The organism is Candidatus Bathyarchaeota archaeon A05DMB-5, assembly GCA_019685655.1.
Classification (GTDB): Archaea; Thermoproteota; Bathyarchaeia; order Bathyarchaeales; family Bathycorpusculaceae; genus DSLH01.
In genome coordinates, this window is sequence record JABFQP010000002.1 from 154,974 (window position 1) to 177,437 (window position 22,464).

Annotated in this window: 31 protein-coding genes; 3 read left to right on the forward strand and 28 right to left on the reverse strand. The window is 43.0% G+C overall.

The annotated features are described in order from the left end of the window. Positions 1 to 33: 33 nt before the first annotated feature. The 22 genes from secY to HM003_03760 form a co-directional block, all read right to left on the reverse strand. Positions 34 to 1,449: a preprotein translocase subunit SecY gene (gene secY, locus HM003_03655; protein ID MBX5328433.1), complete on the reverse strand. Its 1,416-nt coding sequence runs from the start codon at positions 1,447 to 1,449 to the stop codon at positions 34 to 36. 10 nt (positions 1,450 to 1,459) lie between these two features. Next, entirely contained in the window at positions 1,460 to 1,900 is a 441-nt protein-coding gene (locus HM003_03660; GenBank protein MBX5328434.1) for a 50S ribosomal protein L15, read from the reverse strand. Between the two features lie 5 nt (positions 1,901 to 1,905). Continuing rightward, entirely contained in the window at positions 1,906 to 2,364 is a 459-nt protein-coding gene (locus HM003_03665; GenBank protein ID MBX5328435.1) for an Hsp20/alpha crystallin family protein, read from the reverse strand. A gap of 72 nt (positions 2,365 to 2,436) precedes the next feature. Further along, positions 2,437 to 2,895 carry a 50S ribosomal protein L30 gene (locus tag HM003_03670; GenBank protein MBX5328436.1) on the reverse strand — a complete coding sequence of 153 codons (459 nt, stop codon included), beginning with the start codon at positions 2,893 to 2,895 and terminating at the stop codon, positions 2,437 to 2,439. Positions 2,896 to 2,925: 30 nt separating this feature from the next. After that, the gene (locus tag HM003_03675) at positions 2,926 to 3,501 is read right to left on the reverse strand and encodes a 30S ribosomal protein S5 (protein ID MBX5328437.1); all 576 of its coding nucleotides are present in this window, start codon (positions 3,499 to 3,501) and stop codon (positions 2,926 to 2,928) included. Positions 3,502 to 3,572: 71 nt separating this feature from the next. Next, complete coding sequence (locus HM003_03680; protein ID MBX5328438.1) at positions 3,573 to 4,181, reverse strand: 50S ribosomal protein L18; 609 nt, start codon at positions 4,179 to 4,181, stop codon at positions 3,573 to 3,575. After that, the gene (locus tag HM003_03685; GenBank protein ID MBX5328439.1) at positions 4,181 to 4,633 is read right to left on the reverse strand and encodes a 50S ribosomal protein L19e; all 453 of its coding nucleotides are present in this window, start codon (positions 4,631 to 4,633) and stop codon (positions 4,181 to 4,183) included. The genes HM003_03680 and HM003_03685 overlap by 1 nt, the downstream gene beginning before the upstream one ends. Next, positions 4,630 to 5,184 carry a 50S ribosomal protein L32e gene (locus HM003_03690; protein ID MBX5328440.1) on the reverse strand — a complete coding sequence of 185 codons (555 nt, stop codon included), beginning with the start codon at positions 5,182 to 5,184 and terminating at the stop codon, positions 4,630 to 4,632. The genes HM003_03685 and HM003_03690 overlap by 4 nt, the downstream gene beginning before the upstream one ends. Before the next feature lie 2 nt (positions 5,185 to 5,186). Then, positions 5,187 to 5,729, reverse strand: a complete 543-nt coding sequence (locus HM003_03695; protein MBX5328441.1) for a 50S ribosomal protein L6 — start codon at positions 5,727 to 5,729, stop codon at positions 5,187 to 5,189. Positions 5,730 to 5,746: 17 nt separating this feature from the next. Beyond that, entirely contained in the window at positions 5,747 to 6,130 is a 384-nt protein-coding gene (locus HM003_03700; protein ID MBX5328442.1) for a 30S ribosomal protein S8, read from the reverse strand. Positions 6,131 to 6,144: 14 nt separating this feature from the next. Beyond that, positions 6,145 to 6,309, reverse strand: a complete 165-nt coding sequence (locus tag HM003_03705) for a 30S ribosomal protein S14 (GenBank protein ID MBX5328443.1) — start codon at positions 6,307 to 6,309, stop codon at positions 6,145 to 6,147. A gap of 13 nt (positions 6,310 to 6,322) precedes the next feature. Further along, a complete protein-coding gene (locus HM003_03710) occupies positions 6,323 to 6,886 on the reverse strand; it encodes a 50S ribosomal protein L5 (protein ID MBX5328444.1) in 564 nt (187 codons plus the stop codon). Next, on the reverse strand, positions 6,865 to 7,623 hold the full coding sequence (locus tag HM003_03715) for a 30S ribosomal protein S4e (GenBank protein ID MBX5328445.1): 759 nt from the start codon (positions 7,621 to 7,623) through the stop codon (positions 6,865 to 6,867). The genes HM003_03710 and HM003_03715 overlap by 22 nt, the downstream gene beginning before the upstream one ends. A gap of 1 nt (position 7,624) precedes the next feature. After that, the gene (gene rplX / locus HM003_03720; GenBank protein ID MBX5328446.1) at positions 7,625 to 8,230 is read right to left on the reverse strand and encodes a 50S ribosomal protein L24; all 606 of its coding nucleotides are present in this window, start codon (positions 8,228 to 8,230) and stop codon (positions 7,625 to 7,627) included. A 19-nt stretch (positions 8,231 to 8,249) separates the two neighbouring features. Next, a complete protein-coding gene (locus HM003_03725) occupies positions 8,250 to 8,648 on the reverse strand; it encodes a 50S ribosomal protein L14 (GenBank protein ID MBX5328447.1) in 399 nt (132 codons plus the stop codon). A gap of 44 nt (positions 8,649 to 8,692) precedes the next feature. Then, positions 8,693 to 9,010 carry a 30S ribosomal protein S17 gene (locus tag HM003_03730; GenBank protein ID MBX5328448.1) on the reverse strand — a complete coding sequence of 106 codons (318 nt, stop codon included), beginning with the start codon at positions 9,008 to 9,010 and terminating at the stop codon, positions 8,693 to 8,695. Next, on the reverse strand, positions 9,010 to 9,291 hold the full coding sequence (locus HM003_03735; protein MBX5328449.1) for a ribonuclease P protein component 1: 282 nt from the start codon (positions 9,289 to 9,291) through the stop codon (positions 9,010 to 9,012). Before HM003_03735 ends, HM003_03730 begins: the two co-directional genes overlap by 1 nt. After that, positions 9,288 to 9,527 carry a 50S ribosomal protein L29 gene (gene rpmC / locus HM003_03740; GenBank protein MBX5328450.1) on the reverse strand — a complete coding sequence of 80 codons (240 nt, stop codon included), beginning with the start codon at positions 9,525 to 9,527 and terminating at the stop codon, positions 9,288 to 9,290. The genes HM003_03735 and rpmC overlap by 4 nt, the downstream gene beginning before the upstream one ends. Position 9,528: 1 nt before the next feature. Next, the gene (locus HM003_03745) at positions 9,529 to 10,269 is read right to left on the reverse strand and encodes a 30S ribosomal protein S3 (protein ID MBX5328451.1); all 741 of its coding nucleotides are present in this window, start codon (positions 10,267 to 10,269) and stop codon (positions 9,529 to 9,531) included. Position 10,270: 1 nt separating this feature from the next. Continuing rightward, a complete protein-coding gene (gene rplV / locus HM003_03750; GenBank protein MBX5328452.1) occupies positions 10,271 to 10,759 on the reverse strand; it encodes a 50S ribosomal protein L22 in 489 nt (162 codons plus the stop codon). Positions 10,760 to 10,834: 75 nt separating this feature from the next. Then, entirely contained in the window at positions 10,835 to 11,473 is a 639-nt protein-coding gene (locus HM003_03755; GenBank protein MBX5328453.1) for a hypothetical protein, read from the reverse strand. 38 nt (positions 11,474 to 11,511) lie between these two features. Further along, the gene (locus tag HM003_03760) at positions 11,512 to 12,396 is read right to left on the reverse strand and encodes an EamA family transporter (protein MBX5328454.1); all 885 of its coding nucleotides are present in this window, start codon (positions 12,394 to 12,396) and stop codon (positions 11,512 to 11,514) included. Positions 12,397 to 12,547: 151 nt separating this feature from the next. Between HM003_03760 and hypE the strand changes: the two genes are divergently transcribed. After that, positions 12,548 to 13,588: a hydrogenase expression/formation protein HypE gene (gene hypE / locus HM003_03765; GenBank protein MBX5328455.1), complete on the forward strand. Its 1,041-nt coding sequence runs from the start codon at positions 12,548 to 12,550 to the stop codon at positions 13,586 to 13,588. Here hypE and hypD read toward each other — a convergent pair. The 4 genes from hypD to HM003_03785 form a co-directional block, all read right to left on the reverse strand. Continuing rightward, a complete protein-coding gene (gene hypD / locus HM003_03770) occupies positions 13,585 to 14,679 on the reverse strand; it encodes a hydrogenase formation protein HypD (protein MBX5328456.1) in 1,095 nt (364 codons plus the stop codon). The genes hypE and hypD overlap by 4 nt on opposite strands. A gap of 14 nt (positions 14,680 to 14,693) precedes the next feature. Beyond that, entirely contained in the window at positions 14,694 to 14,924 is a 231-nt protein-coding gene (locus tag HM003_03775) for a HypC/HybG/HupF family hydrogenase formation chaperone (GenBank protein MBX5328457.1), read from the reverse strand. A gap of 49 nt (positions 14,925 to 14,973) precedes the next feature. Next, on the reverse strand, positions 14,974 to 17,253 hold the full coding sequence (gene hypF / locus HM003_03780; GenBank protein MBX5328458.1) for a carbamoyltransferase HypF: 2,280 nt from the start codon (positions 17,251 to 17,253) through the stop codon (positions 14,974 to 14,976). Between the two features lie 84 nt (positions 17,254 to 17,337). Continuing rightward, complete coding sequence (locus tag HM003_03785) at positions 17,338 to 17,772, reverse strand: helix-turn-helix transcriptional regulator (GenBank protein ID MBX5328459.1); 435 nt, start codon at positions 17,770 to 17,772, stop codon at positions 17,338 to 17,340. Between the two features lie 106 nt (positions 17,773 to 17,878). On the opposite strand from HM003_03785, the gene HM003_03790 reads away from it, so the two are divergent. Next, on the forward strand, positions 17,879 to 19,408 hold the full coding sequence (locus HM003_03790) for a radical SAM protein (protein ID MBX5328460.1): 1,530 nt from the start codon (positions 17,879 to 17,881) through the stop codon (positions 19,406 to 19,408). Positions 19,409 to 19,421: 13 nt separating this feature from the next. Here HM003_03790 and HM003_03795 read toward each other — a convergent pair whose 3' ends face one another. Continuing rightward, positions 19,422 to 21,101 (reverse strand): long-chain fatty acid--CoA ligase, encoded by a 1,680-nt coding sequence (locus HM003_03795; GenBank protein MBX5328461.1) that lies wholly within the window; start codon positions 21,099 to 21,101, stop codon positions 19,422 to 19,424. 109 nt (positions 21,102 to 21,210) lie between these two features. Here HM003_03795 and HM003_03800 point away from each other — a divergent pair, with 109 nt between their 5' ends. Next, on the forward strand, positions 21,211 to 22,017 hold the full coding sequence (locus HM003_03800; protein MBX5328462.1) for an alpha/beta fold hydrolase: 807 nt from the start codon (positions 21,211 to 21,213) through the stop codon (positions 22,015 to 22,017). Between the two features lie 9 nt (positions 22,018 to 22,026). Here HM003_03800 and HM003_03805 read toward each other — a convergent pair whose 3' ends face one another. Then, a complete protein-coding gene (locus tag HM003_03805) occupies positions 22,027 to 22,464 on the reverse strand; it encodes a Zn-ribbon domain-containing OB-fold protein (protein ID MBX5328463.1) in 438 nt (145 codons plus the stop codon).

The following is a 22,464-nucleotide window of genomic DNA, read 5'->3' on the forward strand; positions in this document are numbered from 1 at the left end:
AGAAACATTAGAGTCATCATGCCACTAGCCGATTTATTCACCAAAGATTCGTCTAAAGGCAGGATACATTTCTGAAGCTCTTTCCTGCATCAATATTTCATAATACTGGTAGATTATGCCCACTGAAAGCAGAATACCCATTCCAGAACCAAAAACTCCAAAGAAGTCTGTAATGCCGGCGATTAATCCTACAATTATTCCACCCAGAACAGTTACTGTTGGAATATAGCGCTTAAGAATAGACTCTACAGCTTTTCCCGAGCGTCTGTATCCAGGAATCTGCATGCCCGCATCAACAAGCTGCTTAGACACAGTGGATGGCCCTAACCCGCCAACTTCAAGCCACGTAAGCGAGAAGATAATACAAAAAGCAACAAGAATCCCAAGATACCCCATAGCCCTGAGGGGGTCTGCCATGACTTGATCTAAACTGCGAGGCGCAGTAACATAATATACAAGACCGCCGGATGGTTGAGGTCTGCCATTTGCATCTCTAGTAAACGTTCCCAAGAGATTAATCACGGGGTTGAGGTTGTACGGATTAAGCATGCTATAAAAGATCTGCGAAAACAGATATATGTTTGCGAAAAGGGCGGATGCAAAAATTACTGGAAGGTTAGATACGTAGAGCAGTTTTATTGGATATCGGCTACGGAAGCCACGATAGCCAGCGTACGATAAAGGAAGCTCAACTCTTACTCCTTCCATATAAATTATGACTAGAAAAGCCGCAATTGTAGCTATGAAACCGATTATGGAGGGATTTCCTCCCCTAATTAAGAGACCTTCTACTGATTGTCCGCTTGCCAAAGTTTGTGTGAGGGCTACGAAGAAACCGCGAGCACCAAATTGGTCAAATTGTGTTAACGCAAAGCTGTCCCAGAATATTTGCTGGGCCACCCCGGCCATTATGAAAAGGCTTATTCCGCTGCCGAATCCCCAGCCTTTTTGTAGAAGCTCATCTAAAAGTAGAACAATTATTCCTGCTGCTATAAGCTGCAGAAAAACTACTATAGCCACGGGTCCTTCCAAATGACCATACATTCCACCAATTATATATGCGGAAGCTTGAACGCCCGTAAGAACAATAGAAAACACTTTGCTGGCCGTGGTAAACAAGCCTCTGTCTTCTGGATTTGACATGTCACATTCTATCATGGCAGAGCCTACTAGAAGTTGCAATATCAAACCCGCCGTGACTATGGGACCTATACCGAGCTCCATAAGAGTACCACTATGAGAAGCAAAGATTACACGGAGAGCTGCAAGTTCTGGTGCTTGTCCAGAGGGAATACCATACAATGGAATTTCGGACATGACTAGGTATACTATTAGAACAAGCGCTGTCCAGAAAAGTTTCTCATTAAAACGCACCTTTCGCTCCGGGGCCTTAATTTCTGGAATAATCCTTGCAATTGGTTTAAAAAGGTTTAGAAATCTGCCCGCCATGTACTAACAACTACTCCTGTAGCTCTACAGCCTCCATTTGAACCTCTCCGCCTGCTTTCTTTATTTTTTCTGCGGCAGATTTGGAGCAAGATGATACTTTAATAATGAGTGGCTTTGTGACTTTGCCGGTGCCGAGAAGTTTAGTGTAGCCTAGTTTTTCTAAATCTATCAAAATTTTGTCTTTTTCTTTACCAATAGAGATTCTCTCAGCTATTTCGTCGAGTTTTCCAACGTTTATTATACTTCCTTTTTGTCTGAGACTCTTAGGAGAAGTGAACCCTTTTTTCTCGAAATAGTCTGGTTCGTATCGTATAACATATGACCAACCATGTTTGTGTCGTCCAGCTTTGCGGTAGCCTTTAGACCCAGATTTTCTATGTTGTCCTACTCTGCCGTAGCCTTGAGTTCTGGAACCGCGTTTTTTCCTGATTTTCCTGAGTTTATGCGGCATTTTCTTTAACCAGCCAGCTTGTCTATGGTTTTTTCTTCAACATCTTTCTTCAGTCGTATTTCGAGCACGCCGTTCTTATATTTCGTGTGTATTTTGTTTGGAATCACTCTTTTAGGAAGATTTAAACTTTTATAGTATTTGCGTTCTGGACTTTCTGCGGATAAGGTTAATTTTTGGTTTTTCACGTGAATTTTCAAGTTTTCTTTGTTGAATCCTGTGAATTCGGTGATGACGATTATTTCGTCGTTTTCTTCAAGGATGTCTATGAGAGGTTTAGGTTCTCTCCATGTTCTTTCCATGTGCACCTTAGGTATTCGAAATGTGTAGAGATGAGCTTGTCTTTTAACCTCCAAGTTTCTAATTGGAAGTAGTTGACGGGGTTTCTTGCTTCTGGTTTGATTTGCATTTTTAAGAATGTCCAGCCATTTTGAATGTTTTTTGCTTCTTCGCCATTTCGCGCTCAATCTCACTTTCTCCTCAACGGAACGCATCCCAAAAGTAGCTCTAAAGTATCTATAAAATGTATCGCAAAAGGCTTATATCATTCTCTTTATCAGTTCGTTGATTTTTTCTCCGCGGTAGCCTAGCTCGCCACTTACCCCATAGCTTCTTTTTATTTTTCCTTTGAAGCCCTTCGTTGGTGGGTGCAGCTTAAATACTGGTTGTATATTTTGCAGCTTCCAATATTCAACGCGACAATCGAAAACTGCTTCTGCAAGTCCTTCAAGAGACTTGTAACCAGTCTTTTTCGCATATTCATCCGTTAGTTTTTTGTTTCCGAGAAGCTTTCCTTTCTCTTTCATCAGCATGTTCACAGTTTCTTGTGTGGCTTCGCCCCATGTTATGAAGTTTTGCGCGGTGGTGAGCATTCCGAGAAAGGATGGGCGGTCATCAATTAAAACTGCATAATTATTTCTTGTTAAGTGCAACATTTGAAGGGTTTCCCTAACTTCTCGTGGTGCACTGATTGTTCCGCGAATTCTCACAGCTACGATGCATTTTTGTCCATTTTTTTCTTCCACCACTTATTTCACCCAATCCATCGGAGTTATTAGGCTGTAAGTTTTCTTCAATGCATCAAAAACAGCATAGGCAAAAGAGGGAATAGTTCTTGTTGCACCGTAACTTCTGGTCCAACAGTCTTTTATTCCCGCTAGACTGAGAACTGTTTTCGCAACTTCACTTGCCACTAGTCCTAAGCCTCGAGGACCAGGAACAATAACTATGGTTACTGCTCCAGTTTTTCCTTTAACCTGAAAAGGTATTGAATGCGGTTTTCCACATCCGCATTCCCAGCTTCCACATCCTCTCCTAACTGGAACGAGGTTTAAGCGAGCTTGAGATGCGGCTTTTTCTATGGCAGTTCGAACTTGGCTTGCTTTTCCAGAGCCTAAACCTATGTAGCCATCTCTGTTTCCAACGGCGACTATGGCTTTAAATCTTGATTTTTCACCAGCGTCTGTTTGTTTTTGAACTAGGTTTATGTTGATGACTTCTTCTTGCAAGTCTGGAAGTAATGCATCTACAATTTGTGGCTCGCGGATTTGTAAGCCGCCCATAAAAACTTCTTCGATGGACGCTATTCTGCCTTCTTGAATCATTTTTCCAAGGCGAGTTTTAGGAACCCATTGTTCAAGATTTCCTGACTGATGCCTTTCTCTTTGTCGTTGTGTCAAGTCTTTTTACCTCCGCTTTTAAACGCGGCAATTATGTCCGCTTTAACTTTCGCAAAATGTTCAGGAAGTTTTTCGGGTGAAAGTTTATGTTCCAGATATTTTGAGAATTTAGCTTGGTAAATTTCTGAGTTGGATGTTAAACTTTCTGCGTATTCTGCAATGTGTGCGCCTTTTAATCTTTTGTCGTCTGGCAATTTTTCTTCCTCGTGGGGAATGGTTATTCCAGCGTCTAGAGCTCCTTTTAGAACAGCGAAAATTCTTGCGCCCTTAGAAGGCGTGTGCAGTCCTATGTCTAAAATTGTCTCTTCTATGCCTTGTGCTTTGGCTTTCAGTCCGCAGAGAAGTCCGGTTAGATAAGCTGCGGGCAGATTTCCTCTCGGAGCTGCCCACCCGTAGTTTTTGGTTAGTTCCCTACTGTGGGCTGAAACTAGAACTTCATCACCCTTAGGTTTAGCTACGATTATCTGCGCAACCATATTTTGGAGAGCGCCACGGGCGACCAGCCGAGGCTTTCCAGAAAGGATTAGAGCTTTTCTTGTTTTGTATTCCGTTTTTCCTTCTCTTCTTCGTCTAAATGGAACGCAATAGCGTGAGTTTTTAGCCATTAACGTTTCCTCCAAAGTTCTTGCGCTTTTAGATAGCGTTCTAACTCAGCAGCTGACTCAAATCTTCCGCTGCTTGCCATTCTGTAGAGTTTTCGATAGGTATCTTCAGTGATGATCTTTTTCTCCTTTAATTCACGAAGTCTTTTTCTCAAAGCCCTAATCTTGTTCATCCAAGCTTCTTTTCTTGAGATTTTAGCGTATGCCGAGCCCGTAGTGCTGCCTGGTCCACGGCGTCGTCCCTTCTTTTTCTTTTCATGCAGAACTCGTGCTCTTGCACGGCTTACACCTTTTTCTGGAAGAGGTTGGATAACTCCTTCGTGGACTAGTTTTCGAATTTCTTCGCGTGTTATTGCAGCTTCCACATCGTCTATTCTTTCAGGGTCTATCCAGACGCGGTTTTGTCCAATTTTCAGTATTTGAGCAGCTAGACGCCGTTGACTTTTGAGACTCATTGTTTTTCTACCGTCCTTTTGCTTTTACGCGTTTTTTCTCGCTTGCGCTTCGGCTTCTCAGCCTTTTTCTTTTCTTCAGCTTCTTTCTCTTCCTCAAGAGCCTCCTCTTTTTCCATTTCTTCCTTTTCTTCCGCTTCTTCTGTCATTTTTTCCTCTTTAACTTCTTCTTTGGCTTCTTTAAGGTTCAAAATTGTTATCTTCTTTTTTCTTGCTTCAACAAGAATTCTTGCGCGTTTTCTTTTACCCACCGTGTGCGCAATCCTAATGGCTTGCATTTTTGGGTCGATTTCTTTAAGATCTTCTGTATTGTAAACTAGGACTTCCTTGTAGCCGGAGGGATGAAGTCCCCGTGCCGCTTTTGGTCCTCTATATCCAACGTTTACAGTTGCTGGCCACCCTTTGACTTTTTTCCGCATTTTGTTATCAATGCCTTTTGGTTTGCGCCAGTTTTTCTTTAGGCGTATGTAACGCCAACTTTCTTGTCTTACAAAGGCAGGCTTCTTCTTTTTTATGCGTTCTCTAAGTTTCAAGGTTTTTTCTGATGCCGCCATTTTTACATTCCCTCGCTTCGTTCATACACGTATATGCCATCTAAGAAAACTCGTGGGTCTTTCCTTTTCACTTTGGTTGCTTGTTCTATGTTTGCTGCTGTTTGGCTTACGTCTTCAAGGTTTATACCTTGAACAATTATGTCTTCACTTTGAACTTTAACTTGAGCGCCGCCAACAATTTTGACTTTTCTCGAGCCTCTTTCTCCCGTGAAATTCTCGATTAGTACGGTTTTTCCTTGAACTTTGACTGATATAGGAAAGTGCGAGAAAACTATTTTGAGCTTGTATGTGAAGCCTTTTCTAACCCCAGTTATCATGTTTTGAATGTGCGAGTAAACGGTGCCTACAAGGGCTGTTTCCTTTTTGCGTGGCCATTTAGCCCAAACGCGGATGGTTTTGCCATCCAGTTCAATTGATATTGGTGCATGTGAAAAGTCAGAGGTTAATGTTCCTTTTGCACCCTTGAGTGTGACCTTCCTACCTTCCACTGTAGCTTCCACGTCATCCGGAATTTGAATAGTTCTTGAGACTTCGACCATCCGCATTTCAAGACACCTTTCTTCTAATACACAAAAGCTACCAGTTTGCCTCCCAAGCGTTTTTCCTTTGCTTCTGTATGAGAAAGAACACCTTTAGGTGTTGACACTATCAATATGCCAACGCCCCTAGAAGGAAGGAACTTTTTCTCCCATTCTTCAAACTCTTCCACTTTAACTGAGAAGCGTGGTTTGATAGCGCCGCACTTGTTTATTCTTCCCAAAAGCTGAACCTTAAACTTCCCAGCGCGGCCGTCATCTATAAATTCGAATTCCCCAATGTAACCATTTAATTGTATAATTCTTAAAATTCGACCCAAGAGTTTAGACGCTGGACTAATTACACATTCGCGCTTATTACGCATCTCGTTGTTTATGATTGTTACCAAACCATTAGCCACTGTGTCCATCGTGTTTTTCCTCATCACTCATATTTTTTAAATCCAAGTTTTTTGGCTACTTCTCTAAAACAATGCCGACACAAATATAAATTGTAACGTCGAATAACCGGTCCGTAAGATCCACATCTACTGCAAGGTCTTGCTCCTTTCCCATATTTTCTTTCTTTCTTCGGTTTCTGCTTACCCATTTAATTTCCTCACCTAGACGATTTCAACTCCTAAAGTTTCTTTAACAAACATCATGGCCTCTTCTGGTTTTAAAATGTGTTTTGAACCAATTTTCGACTTTTCTCTGCGCCGATTTTTGACGCGGTATCCGGGGCGAATGAGAGAAACACAAACATCCATGCCGTATATGCCTATGTCTGGGTCATATCTTACGCCGGGAATTTCGATGTGTTCTTTTATGCCGAAGGAAAAGTTGCCATACTGGTCAAAGCATCCTTTGGAGAGTTTGTTATCGATTACTGGTAGAACTTTCTTCAAAAATTCTATTGCTTTTTGTTTTCTGAGGGTCACGATGCACGCTATGGGTTCTCCTTTTCGAATGCCAAAATCTCTTACGGTTTTCTTGGCTTTTCTTTTGCAAGGAGTCTGACCTGTTAATTCTTTCAGAACTTTCGTGGCTTTTTCCAATGGCTCGCCAGACTTGCCAACACTGATGTTAACGACAACTTTCTCTATTTTCGGCTTAAGAGAAGGATGCTCAATCCATGCTTTGCGAATTTCGTCCTCAGACAATTTTAGGTTGCCTCCGGTAATGATATGAGCGACTGAGCCTCGCCTATTGCAAAAACGAAATCCAAAATTGTCTGATATCGATTGCCCTTCTCATCTTCAATTATTACGAGAGCGTTCTTACGTTTTTTACCTTTCACTTTTTCGATTTCAACTATTTTACCGTATTTTCCAATGTTTTTTCCGCCTGTTATTATGGCTAGAACGTTTTCTTTCAGTTTTACATGCTCAAGAATTTGTCTTTCTGGAAAACCTATCTTTAGTGTGCCGAAGGTTTCGTAAACGTCTTCTTGTGGGTTTTTAGGGTCAGCAACTTTAACGAGAACGTTTGAGCCATCATGAAGATTAATTTGCACGTGCCCATTTTTAACAACGGTTTTGTTTTCTATCCTGCATAGTTTGAAGTTTGCTTCATCCTTACTGATTGGGTGAAGAATCAAACCTTTTCTTGAAGGCAAAACACGAAAGTACTTTTCAGCGTCTGGTAAAGAAATAACATCCATCAAACCAGCTGGGAAGTCGTCTTCACGCCTAACTTTTCCATCAACAAGCATTTTTCCTTGCGAAACTATTGTTTTAGCCTCTTTCCTAGTCTCTGCGAGACCTAGAATGTCACGGAGAACCACGGTCAAAGGCACACATTTGTCAAGCGAATGCGGTCCAGGCGACGGTTTTACAACCCACACTTTCTCTTTTTTATGGATTGGCCAAAATCCCGGTGCTGGTTTGCGTTTTAGTCCTGTTGAGCCTCCTTTTCTTCCCAAGCTATTTTCCTCCTTCAGTTTTTTCTGTTGTTTTACGTTTGGCTCTTGGTTTCTTTGCTTTGGGTTTTTCCTTTTTCTCGGGTTTTTCTGTCTTCTCTTCAGTTTTTTCCTCTTTTGCTTTCTCAGCTACCTTTTTCTTTCTTCTTGGCGGTTTCTTTTCTGGCGGTTTTTCTTCGATGACCTTTTCCTTTACTTCGGCGACTTTTTTCGGAGGTTTTTCCACTACTTCTTCAATTTTTTCGCGTGTTGCCCTTTTTCTTTCCAAGATTTTCTTTCGCCATTTGTCGTCGAGACTTAAACGGGTTATCATGACTTTGGAAGGATGTATGGGAACAAATATTGTAGTTCCGTCAACTTTTTCTCTTGTTAAGCCTTCAACGTAAATTCTGTATTTTTTTCGGTCCACGCTGGTTATTTTCCCCTCGAATCCCTTATGGTCTCCACGCATTATGCGGACTGTGTCGCCGCTTCTAACTGGCAAAGTTTTAACTTTTTGTGAAGCTTGTAATTCAGACGATAAAGGCGCAGCGAAAAGTTTGTAGCGTATGTGGGGTGGGGCTTGAAACACCATTTTTCTTTGTTTCGACGGTTTTGTTACTGGCTTTATGGCTTGCATGTTCTTCCCTCTACACTATGATGCTGGCGGCGCTCGCTATTCTTGGCCATCTTTCCGCTGCCTCTTTTGCCACTGGACCGCGAATTTCGGAGCCTTTCATCTCGCCATCGGGCGTTATTATTACTGCCGCGTTGTCTTCGAATTGAACCCAGACGCCGTCGGCTCTGCGGTAGGGTTTTCTTTGTCTAACAATTACTGCTTGAAAGATTTTCTTTCTCATGTCGGGCGTTCCATGTCTAACGGAAACGGTTATTTTGTCGCCGACTGCAGCTGATGGATAACGCCGCAGCCTTCCTTTGTAACCCATAACTTGAACTAATCTTAGGTCTCTGGCTCCGCTGTTGTCAGCACATCTCAATATTGCGGGAGGTTGTAATCCTCTTGAAATTTTGGGTCCATGCCCGAGCATTCCCTTAGCGACTAATGCTCTTTGTTTCGCTTTCGCCGCCATTTTTACTTCTCCTCCATCTTTTCAACCACGACAAACGAGACGGTTTTGCTTATTGGGCGGCACTCAGCTATTACTACTCTATCGCCTTCTTTCACGTCTATGCATGGCGGAGCGTGGGACGGAATGCAACTGTGTCTTCTTTCATATCTTAGAAACTTAGGAACATAATGGAGATATTCACGTTTCACTATGACCGTTTTATCCATTTTTGCGCTAACAACAACGCCGTCTAACACGCGACCTCTAACTGGGAGTTCACCGTGAAAAGGACAATTTCGGTCCTTACAAGTTTTCTTAGGCTTCTTAAAAACTAGCGACATCACCACAGCCTCCTTACATGCTTTTTAAGGCGGTCTTCCGGTCTTCCAGAGAGAATTTTGCCGTCAATCTCCACGATTGCGCCATCGGGAAATTTAAAGTGGAAAACCGCCATGTTCTTAATGACTATTTTCTTTTCGCCTTTATGTAAAATCGTAAAAGTGTTACGTGTCTCATCTACTATTTTTCCAGAAATCCCCAAATACCCCGGATGTGTGCTTTTGGCAACTTTGGCTTCGTTTCCTATAAATTCGCAGCGGATTATGTCAGGCGTTACTTTCATTGTTTCTTTTTCTCCTCTTTCCTTTCTTTGTTAAGTCCGAGTTTTTGCTCGTTTTCTATTGTTAGTATCCGAGCGATTGTTCTGCGTAGTTCTCGGATTCTCGCGGGGTTTTCTATTGTGCCGCCTGCTTTAACCATCGTTTTTAGCCTAACAAGTTCTGTTTTAAGCTCGTCAAGTTTTTCCATTCTTTGCTCGCTGGACATGCCCCTTATCTCTTTGACCCGCAGTATTGGCATTTTACTTTGTTTCCTCCTTTTCTTCACTTGCTTCTTCTTTGCTTTCTTCTTCTGCTGCTGTAGCTTCTGCTGTCGGCTCTTCTGTTTTTTCTTCTGTAGCGGCTTCAATGGTCTCCTCTGGAATCTCTTCTTCGGTTGACGGTGGAGCCTCCTCCACTATTTGGATTTTGTCTGGAAACTTTGCGTCGGGGGGCATTATTCTTACTCTCACGCCGAAAATGCCGGGTTTCAATTGAACGTGAACTTCGGCTTTGCGCATGTATTTCAGTGCTGCGTCTCCAGTCTTGGGTAAGTATCCAGTTCGGAATTTCTCAAATCTTGCTCTTTCGGTTCTTAATTTTCCGCTTATGATTATTTCCGCGCCTAAAGCTCCAGCGTCCATGACTTGGTTTAGAGCCCAGAATCCGGCGCGTCTGAAATGCACGCCTCTTTGTAGGGCGGAAGCCACACGAGAAGCGACAACATAAGCGTTTAATTCTGGAATCTCAATTTCAGAAACAGAAATTTGCGGGTTGGAAATTTTGAATTTTTCTTCCAAAATTGCCGCGAGTTCCCTTATTGTTTCTCCACCACGTCCTATGACCAGCCCAGGACGCATCACATAAATTACTACGTGTGTCCCAAGCGGAGTTTTTGAAATTGTTACTCCGCCGTATCCGGCTCTCTCGAGCTTTTTCTGTAAAAACTCGTCAATTTCTGTTTTCTTTATGGATTCTGTTACAAAATGTTTAACGACTGCCATATTACGTTTCTACCCCTGTTTCTGGTTGTTCTTCTAAAGCTATTTCAATGTGGCATAGAGTTTCAAAGTCCGGCGTTGCTCTTCCAGAAGCGCGTGGCATGTACCGTTTTACTTTAATTCCTGGAAACGCGGATGCATTTATTATGCGTAGTCTGTCGGTGTCTAAACCTTTGTATTCAGCGTTTGCTTCTGCGCCTTCAAGTATTTTTAGCACGTATTTTGCTGCTTTTACTGGGTATTTGCCTGCGTAGGCCTTTGTTAGTCCGTGGTGGTGACCCGCTTTCTTCTTGAATCTTCTGAAGGGGACTGCTTGTTTTTTGGCTATTACGTCCTTAAGGTATTGTTTTGCTTTTGTGAGCATCATTCCTTTGATTGTTCTGCAGATTTCGCGAGCGGATTTATGGGATACTCTAACTTCTCGCCCGCTTGCTTTCGCGGTTTTTTCTGGGTCTAATGCTTCTTCTGTTATTGAGTATCCCCATTTTGGCAATTTGTGTTCTCTCCAACTGTGCAATTGAACAGCTACATGGCGATTTATATGGTTTTCCTTTAACGTAAACGATTTTCAGACTAACTTACGTCTTCTAAAACATGTTTTTTCTTCAAAAATGTTTCCTTTGAATGTTTGCGGGCGATAAAGCGGATGTGCAAGACAAAAGGTTAGTCCTTCCAGAATCTTTTGTTTATCCCATGCAGGAAGTTTTGCTTTTTCTTTTATCGGCATCCACATAAGATATATGCCGAAACTTTGTTCCTTACGCTTTAGTTTGTGCGAAACCTTAATTGAATCAACCGGTCTGAAGCCAAACTTTTCCATTTGCCACTTCATAAACCATGGGCTCCAATGATTTTCTAAGCTTATGGTAGCGAAGCCAGCAGCGCATTTTTCGTTATCCACCATATCTTCAATGAGGACTTTGCCAAAGCTGTGTCCTTTTGCTTTTCGCAGAACCCAGACGCAATTTAATACTATTATGTCATCGCCCATTATGGGATAACCAGACGCTTCTGGCGATGCATACTCTATCTGTCCTACTATTCTATTGTTGAACGTTAAAAGTTTCTTATGGAAACCCTTAGCGATTGCTTTCTCCAAGTATTCATTTCTTGATTTATATTTTCTGAACGGCATCGGCGCCAAGCATCTATAAAGATAGTTTTCGTAGTTTTTGTTTCGGGTGATATCGATAATTTTGGCTTGCAAGAGGTAGCGCCTTTGATGGTATAGAAGGAAGTGCATATTCAATTTTTGGGTTTCGGCTTGTAGAAGAGTAGGATTATTCCAGTTAACGCGAGTGCCACGCCTGCCGCTTGCCATATTTCAAATTTTTCTCCGAGAATTGTTATTGAGAAGGCAGCAGCTGAAAGAGGCTCTATGACGGATAGTATGCTTCCTTTTGCGGATTCAACGTATTTTAAAGCGTAGGAAAAAAGAAGATAGGCTGTGAGAGAGGGAAAAAGTCCGATTATGATTATTAGCGTCCAAAGTTGTGGGGGATAATTGACGATTTGGGATGAAGAAAGGAAGAGTGTTGGGATTAGAGCGATTGCGCCTATTCCGTCGCCATATAGTAGTAGGGTCCAGTTTGTGTAGCGGGTTCGTAATGTTCTGCACATTAAAAAGTATAACGCAAATAATAGGCTTGTAAGTATGCCAAAAGCTAGACCCAAAAGGTTTGTGTTTAACCACGCGACTTCATAAGCCTTAACGACAAGCGCAACGCCCGAGAACGCCAAGACTATCGCAAGTATTACCGTGGAAGTTATTTTTTCTTTTAGGAATATTGATGCGTGGACTGTGACGAAAACGGGATACGTGTAAAACATTACTGCCGCTATCGTCGCGGTTGTCAAGTCGACAGTGTAGAAATAGGCGACTCTCTGAAGAGCCACGGCTAAAACGCCAAATATTATTAGTTGTGGAAGGTCTTTCTTCTCGATTTTGAGAAGACTTCTCCTAAACAAGAGTAGCGCAAGCAGCATTGTTGAAGAGGAAATTACGATTCTCAAGGCAGTTAATGTTATCGGGTCGATTCCATAAGCGAAAGCGAGTTTTCCAAAAATTCCCATAGTTCCCCATATGACTGAAGCAGCGACTATGAGAAGATACCCTTTTGTTTGTTGCATGACTTATTAGAAAGTTTATTCTAACTTTAAAAATTGAATGGTGAAGTTTTAGGCACATTTACGATGTGTTTATGTTCAACTTGTATTGTAAAGTATTCAGAGTTTAAGGCGAGAGTGGAAATTGTTGACGGTTAAGAACGGACATATTACTATGTTACATGGTGCTGGCGGAACAGTCATGCACGACCTAGTCAAGAATTATATTGTGAAGTATTTTGGCGGAGCTAACAATATTGATGTCCCGCTTGAGGCACTTGATGACGCGGCGGTTGTTGGCGACGTGGTTTTGAAAAGCGACTCCCACGCTGTTAAGCCCATATTCTTTCCAGGTGGAGACATCGGACGCCTCGCGGTTTCTGGCACAGTCAACGATATTGCAGTTTTGGGTGCTGAGCCTTACGCGTTAACTTGCGGTTTTGTTCTCGAAGAAGGTTTAGCCTTAAACGATTTTGAGAAAATCCTAGCTAGTATGCAAGAGACATGTAAAGAAGCGGGCGTAAACATTGTGACGGGCGACACTAAGGTCGTTGAAAAGGGAAGTTTAGGCGGTTGCGTAATAAATGTTTCAGGGATTGGTAGAAGAAACAACGCTTTAGAGAAAAATCTCAAAGTTGTTAAGCAATTCAGAAATGATTTTGAAGCGCGGTGGATTCTCGACTCAAACCTTAGAGCTGAAGACAAGTTAATATTGTCTGGAACAATTGGCGACCATGGTTTGGCTGTTTTGTCAGCGCAAGAAGGGCTAAGCTTCGGAAGTGACATAAAATCGGATGTTAAACCCTTAAACCGTTTGATTCAGCGCTTGCTCAGCAATGTCGGCGGTGTCGTAGCCATGAAAGACCCAACGAGAGGCGGATTAGCCGACGCTTTAAACGAGTTCAGCGAAAAATCTCATGTGGGCATACTTGTTCAAGAGGATAAAATTCCAATAAGAGAAGATGTGCGTGCAGCTTGTGAAATGCTTGGGTTGGACCCGCTTGAAATTGGAAACGAAGGAAAAATAATCATAGGGATTGTGAAAGAGAAGGCTGAAGAGATGCTGGAGCTTCTGAAAAAGACTAAGGAAGGGAAAGAAGCGGAAATCATCGGTGAAGCCACAAAAGACTTCAAGGGTGTAGCCATGCAAACAATCGTCGGAGGAAAAAGAATAATCGCTAGACCTGTTGGAGACCCCGTGCCAAGAATATGCTAACTTGCTGATTCAGTAGCCATTTCTCTTGCCCATATTCTGCATGTTCCTTCTATGCTCACCATGCAAGCGCCAACTGGTTTTTGCGGAATACACGCCTTCAGAAATAGCGGACACTCCGTAGGCTTGATTTTGCCGATAATGACAAGATGGCATTTACACCCGCGCTGTATGTCCACGCCATGCTCAACCTTCACGTCATGCTTCAAATGGGCATCGCAAAAAGCATACTCGCTGTTAAACACGCATTTTGAAGAGGGAATCGTGCCAAGTCCACGCCAGTTACCATCCACAACACCAAAAACTTTCTGCATTAACTCTTGCGCTTTCGTGTTGCCTTCCCAAGTCACTGCGCGTGTATATTCATTTTCTAAGCGTGGAGTGCGCTCTTTTAACTGTTTCAGAATCATGTAAACGCCAAACAAAACATCAAGCGGCTCAAAGCCAGCCACAACTGTTGGCATGCCATATTTTTGCGGGAAAACCTCGTAGGATTTCAGTCCAATTATGGTGCTCACGTGACCCGGCGCAATAAACCCGTCCAAGTTTAAGTCTTCCATTTCAGCCAAGAGCTTCATGGCTGGCGGAATTACACGATGAGAAACCAGAAAAGAAAGGTTTTTGGACGGCTTGCCTTGGATTTCCACAGCTGTTGAAGGCGCTGTGGTTTCGAAGCCTACAGCAAAAAACGTGAATTCTCGATTCGGCTCCTTTTCAGCTAATCTTACAGCATCACTGACACTATAAACAACGCGCACATCAGCGCCTTCAGCTTTTGCATCCAAAAGAGACATTTTTGAACCCGGCACACGCAAGACATCACCAAAACACGTGACCGTCACGCCTTTCAGAGCTAGCTGCACGGCTTCGTCAATTTCAGACGCTGGCACTATGCATACTGGACAGCCTGGACCAGCAATAACTTCAACATTTGCCGGTAATAAGCTGCGTATGCCAAAATGTGTAATTGTCCACTCGTGCGTGCCGCAGACATGGCAGATTTTGACTGTTTCCTCTTTTGGTGCGACATCATGAATTTTTTCTGTTACACGTTTCGCAAGCTCTGGGTCGCGGAACCTTAATTTTTCAGTCATTTCAACTCAACTGTCTAGTTTTTCGGCGTTTCTGCTTGGAGAATTTCGTTCCATAGTTGTATTGTTTCTTTTGCTTCTTTTTCGTCTAAAACTTGGATTGCGTAGCCAGCGTGCACCAACACGTAATCGCCCACTTTCGCATTTACAAGCGTCACATTAACTTCTCTCAAAACGCCTTCGCCGAAATCCACTTTGGCTTTGTCCTCTTGAACGCTTATGACTTTTGCTGGAATCGCCAAACACATTAGTTATCAATATTAAACCACAAATAGACCGTAATAAAATGGTTATGGTTTAAACTTGGAAAAATCCACCTACAACTGCTTGACCAAAAGATATACCACCGTCGCCAGGTGGAACAGCCTCGTGAACTAGAAACCGTAAACCAGCAGCTTCCACTGTTTTCTGCATTATTGACGCTAGTATTTCGTTGCACGCTGCTCCGCCGGAAAATCCGACAGTTCTGATGCTGTTATCTTTGGCGTTTTCTATGGCTAGTTCTGCTAATCCTCTGGCTAGGTAGGAGTGCATGGAATAGGCTAAATCTGCTTGGGAATGTTTGTTTCTGTTTTGGAAAATCTCCAGCAGCATTTGTGTCGTGTCCAAGGTGCTGCTCTTTATTACGGGTTTAAGCCTAATTGCGTCTTTACCTTTCAATGCTATAGATTCGAGTTTCATCGCTGGCTCGCCTTCATACGTGCGCGCATAACAAATATCTAAAACCGCCGCTGTGGCGTCGAGAACTCGTCCGCAGCTTGTTGTCTCGATAATATTGTTGTTTTTCTCAAGCTGGTTTAGGATTAGGCGTATTTCGTTTTCGCCATGCGGGAAATGCTGTTTGTTTTGTAAAAGCCAGTTTTCCACGTTCACTTTTTTGTGGAGTATTCCTGCTGCCATTCTTAACGGAAACCGTGTGGCTAAGTCGCCACCGACCAAGGGCTGCTTTTCGAGGTGGGCTACTCGTTTAAAATTAGAAAATTCACGTGTGCAAAGTAGAATTTCGCCGCCCCATGCTTCGCCGTCCGTGCCATACCCATATCCGTCGCAGCAGACGCCAACAATTTCTTCTATGTCATGCTCAATCATTAAGGCGGCAATGTGCGCATAATGATGCTGCACTTGAAACAGTTGCCAACTATTTTCTTCCGCCAAGTCATGGGCAAGCTTTGTTGTTGTAAATTTAGGATGTAAATCGCAAGCAACCGCGTCTACTTTACTGTTTGTTAAGCGGATTAAGTGTTTTGTTGCGTTTTCCAGAAACTCTCGGGTTTCGATGTTTTCTACGTCGCCTATGTGCTGGGAAATGAAGGCTTTGTTTCCAAGCAAAACGCATGCGGTGTTGTTGAGTTCTCCGCCTAAACCTACAACGCAACGTTTCGCCTTTTCCTTCAACATTATCGGTGCAGGGGCATATCCTCTTGAACGCCTCAAAAAAACAATGTTTTTGCCATGCATTCGAACTACTGAATCATCGCATCTGTGGGCTATTTGGCGGTTATGAAAGAGGAAATAATCAGCCGTGCCGCCTAAGGCTTGCAAGGCTTCTTCGTTGTCTTTTATTATGGGTTGGTTTGGGGGGTTGGCGCTTGTCATTACGAAGGCTGGCTCGTTTACCTTGTCAAATAACATGTAATGCAAGCCCGTGTAAGGCAGCATAACGCCGACGTTATGCAATCTGGGAGCGACCAAATCGGAAAGGTAATAGGTGTGGCTTTTATTCAGCAAGACGATTGGACGAGTGTAAGCGGTTAGAAGTGCCGCTTCCTGTTTCCTTACTTCCGCGAAAGTTTTGATGGCTTCCAAGCTTGGCGCCATAATAGCGAAGGGCTTCTGGCTGCGATGCTTGACCCTTCTCAACTTAATCAACGGTTTATCCTTGAGCGTTGAAGTTGCCACGTGAAAGCCGCCATAACCTTTGATTGCCACTATAAAACCTTCAGCAAGAAGCTTGCCAGCCTCTCGAACAGGGTCTTTATGCTCAACTAATTCGCCTTTGTGGGTTGTCAAATACACTTTTGGTCCACATTTTGGGCAAGCCACAGTCTGAGCGTGAAAACGCCTGTTCAGAGGGTCTTTGTATTCTTTTAGGCAGAAACTGCACATTGGAAAGTCTCGCATAGTGGTGTTTTCGCGGTCGTATGGGAGCTTCTCGATTATTGTGAATCTTGGACCGCAGTTCGTGCACGTGATGAAGAAATATTCGTATCTTGGGTCTTTAGGGTCTCTAAGCTCCTTTAGGCAGTCGCCGCATATGGCTATGTCAGGTGGAATAACTGAGCCGGAAAGCTCTGTTTCTTTTGAGCTTTTATGAATTGAGAAGGTGGCATACTCGTTTTTGCCTTTGAGTTCCATGGTTAGGATTTCGTGGATTTGAGCAAGCGGCGGCTTCTTTTCTTTCAAGTCTCTTATGAAGTTTTGGATGTCGCTTTCTTTGCCTTCTAAGAGTATTTCTACTCCGGCATCGCCTCTGTTTTTTACGTAGCCTTTAAGGTTGTTTTTCACTGCAATACGGTAAATGAAGGGTCTGAAGCCTACTCCTTGAATTATGCCGACTATTTTGATTTTTAAGCGCACTGCAGTAGGACTCCTAAATTTAGAAACGATGTGAGTGATTTACATAAGTGTTAAGCTGCTTAAAGCATGCTTGATATGTAGTTTTTAGGTGAGATGTCCGCTGGCGTAGTAAAGGAATGGAAGAGCAAGCAAAATTGTGTTATAGCCCAATTTCGTAAGCGAATATTTCACTTTTAATGGCGGTCCTTCCTCAACTGTTCTTTGGACGCATCTGGTTTGCACCAGAATTTTCAGTTTATCTGATAAGGTGCGTGAGTTGACGCCTAAGATTCTTTTCAGTTCTCCGAAGTTTGCGGCGTTTTTGAGGAAGAGTATGTAGAGGATTTGAAGATTCCACTTCTGCGATAAAAGAGTGAAGCTTTCTTCGAGGCTTTGCATTGTTTCTTTTAAGTCTTCAATGCTTAGCTCTTGCTTTTGGAATATTTGGCGAAGAGTTTCTTCTATGCCTTCGAGGTTTACTTTTAGGCGGGATTCTACGAAGTTGCGGAGTTCGTCGCTTAAGACTACCTTACGGTTCATGCGCGTACACCTAGTGTGTGAAAGTTTACTACAAGATTTATATGGTTTAATTTTTAAATCTGGTGTATAAAAATAATGAACGCTTCATTTAGAGCGTGACAGTTAAATGTCAACCAAGCAAGAAGCAGAAAAATTTGAAACCCATTCAACAAGCATATGTCCAGAATGCCTCAAAAGGATTCCAATGAGAATCTACGAGGAAAACAACATAATCTACTTAGAAAAAACCTGCCCTGAACATGGAAAGTTTGACGACATTTACTGGGGCGACGCTGAACTTTACAAATGGTTCTACGACAAATGGTACAACGAAAAGTATGTGGGCACTGGTTTAGAGAACCCACACACCAAAACAGTTAACGAGTGTCCATTCGACTGCGGAATCTGCCCAAAACACAGAACAGCCACAATTTTAGGCATAATCGACATTACAAACAGGTGCAATCTGGCTTGTCCAGTCTGTTTTGCTTACGCTGGAGCCGCAAATTATGTTTATGAACCTTCTTACGAGCAGATTGTTGACATGATGAAGCTTTTAAGGGCTAATCGCCCATGGGCTTGCAACGCGCTGCAGTTTAGCGGTGGTGAACCAACAGTTAGGAACGATTTGCCAGATTTGATTAGGGAAGCAAAAAAGGCGGGAATAAGCCATGTTGAGGTTAACACTAACGGGTTGCGCATTGCCGCAGATGTTGATTACTTCAAGAAGTTGTTAGACGCTGGGTTAAGCACGCTTTACTTGCAGTTTGACGGCTTAAGAGAAGAAATTTACAAGAAGACACGTGCAAGAGCAGACCTTGTTCCAGTCAAACAGAAAGTTATAGAGAACGCGAGAACGCTTGGGTTGGATTCGGTTGTTTTGGTTGTCACCTTGGCAAAGGGCGTTAACGACAAGGATTTAGGCGCTATAGTAGATTACACAATTAAAAACCATGATGTTGTACGGTGCATTAACATTCAGCCGATTTCAATGGCTGGCAGAGCCAGAAAAGACGAGCTTAGAAAGATGCGCATCACAATACCGGACACCATGAAACTGATTGAGGAGCAGACTAACGGCGTTGTTTCGCGCTGGGATTGGCGACCAGTTAACTGGCCTGTTCCAGTCTCCAAAGGCATGGGTGCAATAAAAGGTAAGGTTTATCCGGAGTTTACGATGCATCCCATGTGCGGTGCGGCGACTTTTCTTGTTGTTGAAAAGGATGGTTCTTTCAAACCTGTAATGGATTACGTGGATGTTGACAAGTTCGCTGACGTGTTCTGGAGCGTTTACTATTCTGGTGTTAAAGGCAAAAAGACAATTGCAAAGATGAAGATGCTGAAGCTTTTGCCCATGGCCAAATCAAGTCTCGTTGGCAGATTAATCAGAGACGTGATAACAAAGGGAAGCTACGAGGCTTTAGGCGATTTCATGCGCAGAATAGTTATGATAGGAATAATGCACTTCCAAGACGTTTGGAATTTTGATTTAGACCGTGTTCAGAAATGCGCAATTCATTATGCCACGCCAGACGGCAAGATACGCTCATTCTGCACCTACAACAGCATACATAGACCCAACGTGGAAAAACAATTCGCAATACCAATCAGCGAATGGACAAAGAAAACAGGCAAAAAAATCAACGAATCAGCATAAAAAAGAAAGAACGCTAGGTTTTTGCTAGTTTTTGTTTTTCTTCTTCTTGTAGCACTCTTCTGAGAACCTTGCCCACTAACGTCATCGGCAGTTCTGTTCGAAACTCCACTTCTCTTATCGCCTTGTAAGGCGCCACTTTTTCGTTCACAAAATCCATAATCTCCTTTTCCGTCGCTGTTTTTCCCTCTTTTAGCACAATGAAAGCTTTTGGAATTTCGCCTGCAACGGGGTCTGGTTTACCTATCACTCCGCACAGTTTCACGGCTGGATGCTCATAAAGCACATCTTCAAGCTCTCTTGGATAAACGCTGTATCCCTTGTATTTGATAAGGTCCTTTTTTCTGTCAGTAATGTAGAAGTAGCCATCCTCATCTATCTTACCAATGTCACCAGTGTAAAGCCACCCGTTGCGAAGAACTTCAGCGGTTTCTTCGGGCATTTTCCAGTAGCCCTTCATCACCTGCGGACCCTTAACCACCAACTCGCCAATCTCGCCAGGCGCAAGCTCTTTCTCTCCAGTTTCCAAATCCATAATCTTCGCGTCCGTGTCAGGCCAAGGAATGCCAATAGAGCCTATCTTCACGGTTTTCATCGACTTGTCAAGCGGGTTACAGTGTGTGACTGGTGACGATTCAGTCAAGCCATAGCCTTCAACCAAGACGCCGCCAGTCACTTCCATAAACTTCTTTTGAACTTCAGGCGGAAGCGGAGCCGAACCAGAAATGCAGAAACGCACAGAAGTGCAGTCATATTTCTTCAGGTCCGGATGAGCCAAAAGCATAGCGTACATTGTTGGCGCACCACAGAACACTGTAACTCGGTAATTTTGAATAGCCTTGAAAGTGCTTACTGGGTCGAATCGCGGAAGCAAAACGATTCTTCCAGCCAAGTGAATTGGCGCGTTCATGCCAGTTGTCATGCCGTAAATGTGAAAGAGCGGCAATACGGCAAGAAAAGTTTCTTCAGCCTCGTCGCCTTGAAGCCACTCGGCACACATGAGAGCGTTCGAAACCAAATTCATATGTGTCAACATCGCGCCTTTCGAAGTGCCCGTTGTGCCGCCAGTGTATTGAAGCGCCACCAAATCCTCTTTCGGGTTAATCTCCACACTCGGCGGTTTCGCTTCATACTTGTTTATTAGTTCTGTGAAGAAGTAAACGTTGGGTTTGCGCTCAACTTTTTGCTGCGGAATCTTCTTGAGCAAACTGCCTAACACTGCTGTAGCCTTAGGCATGTAATCCTTTAAACCCGTCACAATAACATGCTTCAGTTTGGTTTTGCTCCAAACCTTTTCTATAATCGGATAAAGCAAGTCCAAAACAACTATGGTTTCGGCTTCTGAATCGTTCAGTTGATGCTCCACTTCACGCTCTTTATACAGCGGGCTTATCGCAGTCGCAATTGCACCAATCTTAATCGCACCATAATAGGCAATTATGAACTGAGGAACATTCGGCAAGAAAATAGCCACTTTGTCACTTTTTTTCACGCCTAAACTGTCAAGGGCTGTCGCAAACTTGTCGGTCAACAAGTCCAATTCTTTGTAGGTAATTTCTCTATGAAAATAAACCAGCGCAGTTTTGAAAGGATACTTTTCTGCGGTTTTTCGCAAAAACTCGAAAAGCGGAATCTCGGGATAATCTATGTGTTTGCGGACTTTTTCCGGCCAGAATTTGAACCATGGTTTTTCCAATTTTTCCGGCTCTTCTACCTTCTTAACTTTTTTTCTAGGCATAAATAACCCTATTTTTTAATATAAACGAAATAAGGAAGTAATAACATTTTTCACGGATGACCTTGCAGTGAAAACCGAAACAGTTTGGATAGAATGCGCTGATGCGAAGCTTTACGGCAAACTTTACATTCCAAACGCTGTGCCCGCACCAGCCGTGCTTATCTGCCACGGACTCAACGCTCAAGGCTCGAATGGTCTAAGACTTTATGCCCGATTGGCTGAAAATGCCTGCAAAGAAGGGTTCGTGGCTTTACTTTTTGATTTTCGCGGAGTTGGAAAGAGCACTGGAAAATTTGATTACGGCATCGGCGAACAACAAGACGTTAAATGCGCATTAAACTATTTGGCTTCGAGACCAGAAGTCGCTCCGAACAAGATTTTTGTTGTTGGACACAGTTTAGGCGGTGCCGTTTCACTTTGTGCCTTGCAAAATGAGACCCGAGTTAAGGGACTCGTGTTGTGGTCAACGCCGAAAAATCACAACTACAACGTTAGAAAATTCATAAGGCGAACAAGAGGAACACTGGGTTTGTACGCTTTTTTGGCATTTTCGCGAATAGATAAGGTTTTAGACATTTCAAGATTGCTTAATTTGGAAGTTTATGGAGTTAAGCTGCGTCCACGGGATGTTCGAGAAAAACTTATGAAATTGAATGAGTGCGAAGCCGCCTCAAAACTTCGTAATATTCCGTTGCTCGTGGTAATAGGCGAAAAAGACAACATTGTAGGCGTGGATGAAGCAGAAGAAATCTACCGCTCAGCCAACGAACCAAAAAGCCTACTGACAATAAACGGTGCAGACCACATTTACAAAGGAAAAGAACAAGAGCTAATTGCTAAAACCGTTGATTGGATAAAAAAAGTTGGGCAGTAAAAAAGGGATTTATTGTGTTTCAGGTGGGACAAACTCGTATGTTGGGTTTCTTTCCTGCGAAGTTTTCGCGACAAGTTTGACTTTCATTCCAACCTTGATTTGCGACAGCTTAAACCCAGTGAGCCACGCAAGCACTTGGACGCCTTCTTTCAACTTTCCAATAGCCACAGTGTAAGGCTTGTATTCGCAGAAAGAAGTGGGTCTAAAAACTACATGCGTGAACGTTTCGATTTCAGCTTCGCTACTCAGCTCAATCCAGTCCATCTCAGAACATAAGCACTCTGAACAATCGGCAGAAGGCGGAAAATATAACCGTCCACACTTGTGGCATTTGGTTGCGTAGATTTTTCCTTCTTTCAAGCCTTCCCAAAACTTCAAAGTCTTACTTATGGGTATGTCTTGCACAATTTTAATTTCTCTCGATTTTATCGAAGGCATAGACGCCAT